The sequence below is a fragment of the Streptomyces sp. NPDC002835 genome, assembly GCF_053591995.1.
The window spans coordinates 1-9,113 of record NZ_JBSFUW010000084.1; the positions used below are offsets into that span (position 1 = coordinate 1).

Consider the following 9,113-nt stretch of genomic DNA (forward strand, 5'->3'; position numbering starts at 1 on the left):
TCCGGGCGCTTCCCTTCGGTCTTGCGTTTCCGACTCTATCAGATCTTTCCGATCCGATTTCCCCGGTGCTTTCCGGCCTTTCGACCTTCCGGCGGTTCCGACTCTATCAGACTCTTTCGGGCCTGACTCCCAGTCAGCGGGAGTTGTCATCGCGGCTGTTGGGCCGTTCCGACGCCCAAACTCTAGCGGATTTCTCCGGCGGCTCATAATCGAGCTTTCGAAATGAATTTCGGCATGCCGAAATTCTTCCCGAGTGGGAGATCGTGCTGAGTTTGGTTGCCGCGTTCGCGGCGGGGATTGCTGTCGAAGAACCGTTCCGGCTCTGTGACAACTCGAAGTACCTTACGGATCGTACGGGGCGGTGTCAACTCGCCCCTTCCGCCCGCCGCTAGTCCAGGTCGCTGAGGCGTCCGCCGGCGTCCGGCTGGTCGTGCTCGACGCGGCGCAGTACGCGGATGAGGAGCTCACCGAGGAGTGACCGCTCGTCGCCCGAGAGGTCCTGGAGCAGGTCCTCCTCGAAGTTCGTCGCCATGCGCATCGCCTCGAGCCACTTGGCGCGGCCGTCGTCCGTCAGCTCGACGATCACCCGTACGCGGTTGCTCTCGTCCCGGTCGCGGGTCACGAGGCCCTCGCCGGCCATGCGGTCGATTCGATGGGTCATGGCGGCCGGGGTGAGACCGAGGCGCTTGGCGAGCTCGCCGGGCCCCATCCGGTAGGGGGCGCCAGAGAGGACCAGGGTCTTGAGGACCTCCCACTCGGTGTTGCTGATCCCGAGGTCGGCGACCTGGCGCCCGTACGCGACGTTCATACGGCGGTTGAGCCGGCCGAGAGCCGAGACCACCTTCTCGACCTGCGGATCGAGGTCGCCGAATTCGCGCTGGTAGGCGGCGATCTGCTCGTCGAGGGTCGGCTCCTGCGGGCCGGAGGTCGGGGAGGCCTGGGGGGTCTCGGTAGGCATGCGCCGCAGTATGGCACGCCACTCGTTGGCATTGAAGTCCTTCTTTGTGTACTCTTCAATGTCGAACTTTAGTGTTGAAGTCTTCAGGCTTCAGTCCTCCGGCCCCCATCTCGGTGGCCCGGCGGACCGGCCTCCTTCTGAAGTGGGTGAGTGTGACCAAGGCGAAGGGTGCAGCGATGCGCCGGATCCAGGCAGGCAACGCGCTGAGCGCGTTCGGGCTCGGCTTCACCGTTCCCTATCTCTACGTCTATGTGGCGCAGGTGCGGGAGCTGGGCGCGACGACGGCGGGCGCCGTGCTCGCCGCGTTCGCGATGGCCGCGCTCGTCGCGCTGCCCTTCACCGGTCGGGTCATCGACCGGCGCGGCCCGCTGCCCGTGCTGATCTGCGCCGCTCTGCTCGCGTCGGCCGGCGCGGTCGGGATGGGCCTCTCCGGCAGCGTCCCGTCCGTCGTCCTCTCCGCGGCGGTGCTCGGCGCCGGTACGGCGATCATGCAGCCGGCGCTGGCCACCATGATCGTCTGGTGCTCCGAGACGGCGACCCGCACCCGCGCCTTCGCCACCCAGTTCTTTCTTCAGAACCTGGGGCTCGGCATCGGCGGCCTGATCGGCGGACACATCGTCGACGAGAGCAGGCCGGCGAGCTTCACCCTGCTGTTCGGCATCGAGGCCGCCATGTTCCTGGTGCTCGCCGGGATCGCCCTGACCGTGCGGCTCCCCCACTCCCCCGCGCTGTCCGGCGTCCGGCCCGCGGGCGCCGGGGCCACGGGCGGGCTGCGGATGCTGCTCGGACACCGGGCGATGGTGCAGCTGCTGGTCCTGGGCTTCGTCCTCTTCTTCGCCTGCTACGGCCAGTTCGAATCGGGCCTCGCCGCGTACGGCACGGAGGCCGCCGGTATCGAGCCCTCGACGCTCGGGACGGCGCTGGCCGCGAACACGGCGGTCATCGTGCTCGCCCAGTTCCTGGTGCTGAAGTTCGTGGAGCACCGCAGCCGCAGCCGCGTCATCGCCTCGGTCGGGCTCATCTGGGCCGTGGCGTGGCTGGCTGCGGGCTACGCGGGCCTCGGGCACGGCAGCCAGGCCATGGCGACGGCCGCGTTCATCTCGACGTACGCGCTCTTCGGCCTCGGTGAGGCGATGCTGTCGCCGACCGTGGCGCCGCTGGTCGCGGACCTGGCGCCGGAGGCGATGGTCGGGCAATACAACTCCGCCTTCGCCCTGGTCAAGCAGCTGGCGCTGGCGGTCGGCCCGGCCGTGGGCGGGCCGGTGGGCGCCGCGCTGCACGGGCCGTACATCGTGACCTTCGTGCTGTTCTCGCTCTCGATCACGGTGCTCGCGCTGCGGCTCGGCAAGCGGCTCAGCCCTGTGCAGGACCGCCCGTCGCTCGCGGCCAGGAGCCGGGTGGTGGCGGTGCACAAGCCCGACGAAGCCGTCGCCCCGGCCGCCTGAGGCGGACGCTCACCGGGAGGCCTGCCGGGCGGGCCCCCGGCTCGCCAGCGCCTGGTCCCGCCGGGGCAGGGCGAATTCGCACCAGACCGCCTTGCCGCCGCCGGGGGTGCGGCGGCTTCCCCAGGACGAGGCGATCGTCGCGATGATGGAGATCCCGCGACCCGCCTCGTCCTCCGTCTCCGCGCGGCGCCGGCGCGGCAGATGGTCGTCGCCGTCCGTCACCTCGACGATCAGCCGCCGGTCGGTACGCCGCAGCCGCAGCCGCATGGGCGGGGTGCCGTGCTGGAGGGAGTTGGCGACCAGTTCGCTCACGGCCAGGACGCCGAGATCGTGCAGCTCGGGGGAGAAACGCCAGGAGGCGAGCACCCCCGAGGCGAAGGCGCGGGCACGCGGCGCGGCCTCGATCCCGCCGAGTAGGTCGAGCGCCGCGTTGTGGAACAGCTCGGCGTCCGCTCCCTGCCGCGTCGGATGCTGGAGTACGAGCACGGCGACGTCGTCGTCGTGCTCCGCGGTCACGCCGAGGGCCCGGATCAGCCGGTCGCACACGACCTGCGGGCTGCCCGTCGCACCCGCCAGCGCGCGCTCCAGCGCGGCGACCCCTTCGTCGATGTCCTCGCCGCGGCGCTCCACCAGGCCGTCCGTGTAGAGGACGGCGGTGGAACCGGGCGGCAGATCGATCGCCCCGGACGTGTGGAGCCAGCCGCCGGTGCCGAGCGGCGGACCGGTCGGTTCCGCGGCCGTGCGGACCGTGCCGTCCTCGTCGCGGACCAGGATCGGCAGATGACCGGCGGACGCGTAGACCAGCCTGCCCTCGTTCGGGTCGTGGACCGCGTAGACGCAGGTGGCGATCTGGCTGGCGTCGATCTCGGCGGCGAGCCCGTCCAGCAGTTGGAGGACCTCGTGCGGCGGGAGGTCCAGGCGGGCGTAGGCCCGTACTGCGGTGCGGAGCTGACCCATGACGGCGGCGGCCCGTACTCCGCGGCCCATGACGTCGCCGATGACCAGCGCCGTACGCCCCGCGCCGAGCGTGATCACGTCGTACCAGTCGCCGCCGACCGCCGCGTCGATGCCGCCGGGCTGGTAGGTGGCGGCGAACCGCAGGTCGTCGGGCTGCTCCAGCTCCTGGGGCAGCAGCGAACGCTGCAGCGTCACGGCCGTCTCGCGGTGCCGGCGCTCGCTGGCCCGCAGCCGCTCCGCGGCGTCCGCGTGGTCGGTGACGTCCGCGGCGAAGACCAAAACTCCCGCGGTCTCCCCGCTTCCGTCGACCCGCTCCGCGGGCAGACAGGTGACCGTGTACGACCCCTCACCGCGCCGGTCGCCCGCCCCGCTCTGGATCCGGCGGGACTTGACCGTACGGGGCTTGCCGCTGCGCAGCACCTGTTCCATCAGGGGCAGCAGGCCCAGCTCGACGAGCTCGGGGCAGACGTCGGCGGCGGCGGCTCCGGCCGGCCGGGGGCCGAAGGCGGCGGCGTAGGCATCGTTGACGTACGCGACGCGGTGGTCGGGGCCGTGGACGAGCGCGACCAGCGCGGGCAGTCGGCCGAGAATCTCCGGTACGGAGAAGTCCTCCAGCGCGGGGACGTCGTCGGGCGAGGGCTCCGGCTGGCCGTACTCACCGCGTGCCGCGGGCACGGAGCCCTCTGACCGCTTCGCCGGGGAGAGCCCCTGGTCGGTTCCCCGCGCTGCGGCGCGACGCTGCGTACCGGGGAGCCTGGCGCTCCAACGCGTGAAGTTCACTGACTTTCTAGCCTCAATGGGTTGTTCGCGAAGGGTCACTCTGTGCAGGTGTGAGCCCACCTATGGTCACACGTCCAGTGTGGCCGACCGGACTGACAGTCTTCTTTCCGCTAGGTGCCGAACAGCCGTCAAGTCCCCTTGGGGCCGCCGGAGGGCCCGTCCGGTGATCCGTCGGCCGACTGCTCCTTCGGTTCCTCCCCGGGGGCTGCGGCCGGCCCACTCCTGGCGCCGTTCGCCGGTCGTCCGCCGCCCGCCGCGAGCGCGAATTCGGCACGCGGGTGTTCCAGCGACCCGAGGGAGACGATCTCACGCTTGAAGAGACCGGAGAGGGTCCATTCGGCCAACACCCGCGCCTTGCGGTTGAAGGTGGGGACCCGGCTGAGGTGGTAGACGCGGTGCATCAACCACGCCGGATACCCCTTCAGCTTGCGGCCGTAGACGTGCGCGACGCCCTTGTGCAGACCGAGGGACGCGACCGAGCCGGCGTATTTGTGCGCGTATTCCTGCATCGGCGTGCCGCGCAGCGAGGCGACGATGTTCTCGGCGAGCACCTTGGTCTGGCGCACGGCGTGCTGGGCGTTCGGCGCGCACTCCGCGCCGGGCTTGTCCGACGTCAGGTCGGGGACCGCCGCGGCGTCGCCGGCGGCCCAGGCGTGGTCGACGCCCTCGACGGCGAGCCGGGCGTCGCACCTGAGCCGGCCGCGCTCGTTGAGGGGCAGGTCGGTGGCGGCGAGCACCGGGGCCGGTTTGACGCCGGCTGTCCATACAAGGGTCCGGGTGGGGAAGCGGGAGCCGTCGCTCAGGACGGCGACGCGGTCCTCGCAGGAGTCGAGGCGGGTGTCGAGACGCACGTCGATGTTGCGGGCGCGCAGCTCACGTACGGCGTAACGGCCCATCTGCTCGCCGACCTCGGGGAGGATGCGGCCCTGCGCCTCGACCAGGATCCACTTCAGGTCCTCGGGCTTGATGTTGTGGTAGTAGCGCGAGGTGTAGCGGGCCATGTCCTCGAGCTCGGCGAGGGCTTCGACCCCCGCGTAGCCGCCGCCGACGAAGACGAAGGTGAGGGCGGCGTGGCGGATGGCGGGGTCGCGGGTGGACGAGGCGATGTCCATCTGCTCGATGACGTGGTTGCGCAGGCCGATCGCCTCCTCGACCGTCTTGAAGCCGATGCCGAAGTCGGCGAGGCCGGGGACGGGAAGGGTGCGGGAGATGGACCCGGGCGCGATGACGAGCTCGTCGTAGGTGATCTCGACGGCGCCGGCGCCCTCCTCCTCCGTCGCGAGCGTGGCGACGGTCGCCGTGCGTTTGGCGTGGTCGACGGACTTGGCCTCGCCGATGACGATCAGGCATCTGTCGAGGACGCGGCGGAGGGGGACCACCACATGGCGCGGGGAGATGGAGCCGGCCGCGGCCTCGGGGAGGAACGGCTGATACGTCATATAAGGGTCGGGGGTGACCACGGTGATCTCGACGTCGCCGCGCGCGAGCTCGGGCTTCAGCTTCCGCTGGAGGCGCAGCGCGGTGTACATCCCGACGTAACCACCGCCGACGACGAGAATGCGCGTGCGCGGCGGGGTGCCGGGGGTCGTGCCCCGGTTGTTTGCAGCCTTCACCATCCCATGAGGCAACGGCCTCCGGAGTTTGTCCACAGGCCCGGCAAATTGTGTGACCGGAAGACTGCCGGCGGCCGGCCCGCGAACAGGTCCGGGCAAAAAGGAAGCAACGCAGGTCAGGTAGGGCGGATGGACCCGAAGCCGGGGTCGCAATAGGGAGCCTTCCGGCTCTTGCTCCGATCGGGGGGCGCTCCGTGCGGAAGTACCCCCTTCTGAATTGACTCGGGCTCAACTATGTTCTTACCCGGTCGGGGTGTCGGGATACGACATGCCCGGCGGACAGGCGGGGAGGTCTCCGGGGGGAGACGACATGACCGGGGGAACGCTCATGCATATTCAGGATTCGCATTGGCAGACCGATGTCGCGCCGGCATCGACGGCGGACAGCCATGGGAACGGACGCGGGCCGGGCGGAGCCGGCCGCTCGGCTCCGCTGCGGGTGGACGCGCAGCGCAATCTCGAGCATGTACTGCGGGCGGCGCGCGAAGTGTTCGGCGAGCTGGGTTACGGCGCGCCGATGGAGGACGTGGCCCGGCGGGCCAGGGTCGGCGTCGGCACGGTGTACCGCCGCTTTCCCAGTAAGGACGTGCTGGTGCGCCGCATAGCCGAGGAGGAGACCTCCCGGCTGACCGAGCAGGCGCGTACGGCTCTCGGGCAGGAGGAGGAGCCGTGGTCGGCGCTCGCCCGTTTCTTGCGCACCTCTGTGGCGTCCGGAGCGGGACGGCTGCTGCCCCCGCAGGTGCTACGGGTGGGCGTGGACGGCGAGGAGTCGACGGTCGTCGCGGGCGACGCCCAGGCGCTGAACGACGTACGGGTGCCCGAGCAGCGGCCGGTGGGACAGCCGGGGCTGCGGGTGGTGGCTCCACGGCCCGTTCCGGCGGCGGAGCAGGACGATCCCGGTTCGGCGGATCTGCTGGAGGTCGTGGGCCGGCTCGTGGACCGGGCGCGGGCGGCGGGTGAGCTGCGGGGTGATGTGACGGTGGCCGACGTGCTGCTGGTGATAGCCACGGCGGCTCCGTCGCTGCCGGACGCGGCGCAGCAGGAGGCGGCCTCGGCACGGCTGCTGGACATTCTGCTGGAGGGTCTGCGGCCGCGTTCGGCGTGAGCGGCGCGCGTTCCTGGCGTCAACCAACCGTGTCAGCACGGCCGCTCGGGCCGCCCTCGGTCGGGTGGGCGAAGGCCCTCGTCCCATGGAAGTTTCCCCGGACGGGTCGTTGCCCTACGGAGGGGTACGGCATACAGCCGCTCTGTGCCAGGCTTGCCCGGTGTTCGGGTCTGTAGGTGCTGACGGGGGCTTCCGCGATGAGCGGTGACGGGCAGGGCGAGTCGCTCGGCGGTACGGCCGGGCCGGAGTCGGACGACCTGTCCGCCTCCCAGGTTCCGAGCCAGGGTGGCCACGGCGGGTCCGGCGTTCCGCGGGCGGCATCCGTGGAGGCCGCCGAGTCCGTGGAGCGGTATGCGGTTCCCCAGCAGCGGGAGCCCGGCAGCAGCCACGACTCGGTGCTGCCGCCGCCCCGCGAACTGCCGCCGTCGGACGCCGAGCTCGTCCAGCAGATGCGGGACGGCGACGACAGCGCGTACGAGGAGCTGTTCCACCGCCACTCGGACGCCGTCCGGCGGTACGCCCGCACCTGCTGCCGGGACGCCGACACCGCCGACGACCTGACCGCGGAGGTGTTCGCCCGGACACTGCAGGCGGTCCGCAACGGCGCCGGGCCCGAACAGGCCGTACGGGCCTACCTGCTCACCACGGTCCGCCGCGTCGCCGCGACCTGGATGAAGTCCGCGAAGCGCGAGCAACTGGTCGACGACTTCGCGGTCTTCGCCGCGGAGGCGGCCCGCGCCGCGGGCGCGTCCAACGAGGACACCCTCGACCTGGGCGCGGACGTGCGGGCCATGCACGAGGCGGAGCAGTCGCTCGCCATACAGGCGTTCCGGTCACTCCCGGAGCGCTGGCAGGCGGTGCTGTGGCACACCACGGTCGAGGAGGAGTCCCCGAGCGAGGTCGCGCCGCTCTTCGGGCTCACCGCCAACGCCACAGCGGTACTGGCGAGCCGCGCCCGGGAGGGACTCAAGCAGGCCTATCTCCAGGCCCATGTGAGCACCTCGCTCACCACGGGCGGCGACTGCGCGCGGTATGCGGACCGGCTGGGCGTCTACGCCCGCGGCGGTCTGCGGATGCGGGCGGAGCTCGGGCTGCGCAAGCACCTGGACGAGTGCGTCAAGTGCCGGCTCGCCGCCGGTGAACTGGCGCATGTCAACGCGGGGATCCCCGCGCTGCTGCCGGTCGCCGTCATCGGCTGGTTCGCCGCCGGGTACTCGCTCAAGGCCGCGGGGATCGTGGCCGGCGGTGCCGCGGGCGCCGGGGCCGCGGCGGCCGCCACCGGTGGTGCTTCGGCCTCCGGCGGGGCGGCGGGAGGCGCCGCCGCCGAGGGACTGGGGGCGCCGGCGAAGGCCGGCATCGCGGCCGGTGTCGCCATCGCGGTGACCGCCGGGCTCGTCTGGGCCCTGGCCGGTGAGCCCGCGCCCGTTCCGGAGCCGGTCGCCAAGCCGCCGGTGGCCCGGCCGGTCGTACCGACACCGCCGCCCACCCCGGCGCCGCCACCTCCGCCGCCACCGGCTCCGGAGCCGCCCGTGGTGCGGGTGGCGGCGAAGCCGACCCCCACGCCGACCCCGAAGCCCACACCGCCGAAACCGACACCGAAGCCGTCACCGCCCCCGCCGTCCCCCACACCGACCCCGACGCCCACGCCTCCTCCGCCGCCACCACCGGCGCCCGAGGTCTACCAGGTGAACCGCCTCCAGTACGGGCACTTCGGTGACGGGACGGGACCCGAGGTGCGCCTGGGGGAGAGCGGCTGGGTCTGGCAGCGCTCCGGCATGTCCATCGGCGGCAGGCAGTACGCCCACGGCATCACCACGCACGCCAAATCGTCCGTCACGATCGACCTCAACCGCCGGTGCACCACCTACGACGCCTTCGCCGGCATCGACGACATGACCCGCGGGATGCGACCGACCGCGGTGCGCTTCTCGGTGTACGGCGACGGGACACGGCTGTGGCGCTCCCCCGTGGTCCACAGCGGCGAACGGGCGGTACCGGTCCATGTGCCACTCTCCGGCGTCCGCACCATCCGCCTCGTGGCGGAGCCGCAGACCCCACGCGACCATGTGGCCCTGGCGGACTGGGCGGAGTCACGCATCAGCTGCGTGTAGCCGTTCCGTGGGTGCGCCCGGGCAACTCCAGCCCGGCCCGGGGGTACTCCCCCTACGGCCTGGCGGCCGTGGGAGGTCCCCCCACCCACGGCCGCCAGGCCGTAGGGGGAGATTGAGGCCACCGCGCGAAGCGCGGTGCCGGGC

Annotated in this window: 7 protein-coding genes; 4 read left to right on the forward strand and 3 right to left on the reverse strand. The window is 71.9% G+C overall.

Translation table 11 applies throughout. From position 1 onward, the window contains the following. On the forward strand, positions 1-209 hold a 209-nt coding region (locus ACWD01_RS36530), incomplete at its 5' end, for a hypothetical protein (protein ID WP_451168184.1). A gap of 179 nt (positions 210-388) precedes the next feature. On the opposite strand, the gene ACWD01_RS36535 is transcribed toward ACWD01_RS36530, so the two are convergent. Continuing rightward, positions 389-958 carry a MarR family winged helix-turn-helix transcriptional regulator gene (locus ACWD01_RS36535; RefSeq protein ID WP_451168185.1) on the reverse strand — a complete coding sequence of 190 codons (570 nt, stop codon included), beginning with the start codon at positions 956-958 and terminating at the stop codon, positions 389-391. 176 nt (positions 959-1,134) lie between these two features. Here ACWD01_RS36535 and ACWD01_RS36540 point away from each other — a divergent pair, with 176 nt between their 5' ends. Continuing rightward, complete coding sequence (locus ACWD01_RS36540) at positions 1,135-2,403, forward strand: MFS transporter (RefSeq protein WP_451168195.1); 1,269 nt, start codon at positions 1,135-1,137, stop codon at positions 2,401-2,403. Between the two features lie 9 nt (positions 2,404-2,412). On the opposite strand, the gene ACWD01_RS36545 is transcribed toward ACWD01_RS36540, so the two are convergent. Together ACWD01_RS36545 and ACWD01_RS36550 are read right to left on the reverse strand one after the other, a co-directional pair. Then, positions 2,413-4,140 carry an ATP-binding SpoIIE family protein phosphatase gene (locus tag ACWD01_RS36545; protein WP_451168187.1) on the reverse strand — a complete coding sequence of 576 codons (1,728 nt, stop codon included), beginning with the start codon at positions 4,138-4,140 and terminating at the stop codon, positions 2,413-2,415. A gap of 128 nt (positions 4,141-4,268) precedes the next feature. Then, positions 4,269-5,756, reverse strand: a complete 1,488-nt coding sequence (locus tag ACWD01_RS36550; protein ID WP_451168189.1) for an NAD(P)/FAD-dependent oxidoreductase — start codon at positions 5,754-5,756, stop codon at positions 4,269-4,271. A 325-nt stretch (positions 5,757-6,081) separates the two neighbouring features. On the opposite strand from ACWD01_RS36550, the gene ACWD01_RS36555 reads away from it, so the two are divergent. Together ACWD01_RS36555 and ACWD01_RS36560 are read left to right on the forward strand one after the other, a co-directional pair. Next, a complete protein-coding gene (locus ACWD01_RS36555) occupies positions 6,082-6,858 on the forward strand; it encodes a TetR/AcrR family transcriptional regulator (protein ID WP_451168191.1) in 777 nt (258 codons plus the stop codon). Positions 6,859-7,055: 197 nt separating this feature from the next. Continuing rightward, entirely contained in the window at positions 7,056-8,969 is a 1,914-nt protein-coding gene (locus ACWD01_RS36560) for a sigma-70 family RNA polymerase sigma factor (protein WP_451168193.1), read from the forward strand. Positions 8,970-9,113: the final 144 nt, after the last annotated feature.

Coding starts and splice junctions, on each gene's coding strand:
- ACWD01_RS36555 (WP_451168191.1), top strand. CDS start 6,082: ATGCATATTCAGGATTCGCATTGGCAGACCGATGTCGCGCCGGCATCG.
- ACWD01_RS36535 (WP_451168185.1), bottom strand. CDS start 958: ATGCCTACCGAGACCCCCCAGGCCTCCCCGACCTCCGGCCCGCAGGAG.
- ACWD01_RS36550 (WP_451168189.1), bottom strand. CDS start 5,756: ATGGTGAAGGCTGCAAACAACCGGGGCACGACCCCCGGCACCCCGCCG.
- ACWD01_RS36540 (WP_451168195.1), top strand. CDS start 1,135: ATGCGCCGGATCCAGGCAGGCAACGCGCTGAGCGCGTTCGGGCTCGGC.
- ACWD01_RS36560 (WP_451168193.1), top strand. CDS start 7,056: ATGAGCGGTGACGGGCAGGGCGAGTCGCTCGGCGGTACGGCCGGGCCG.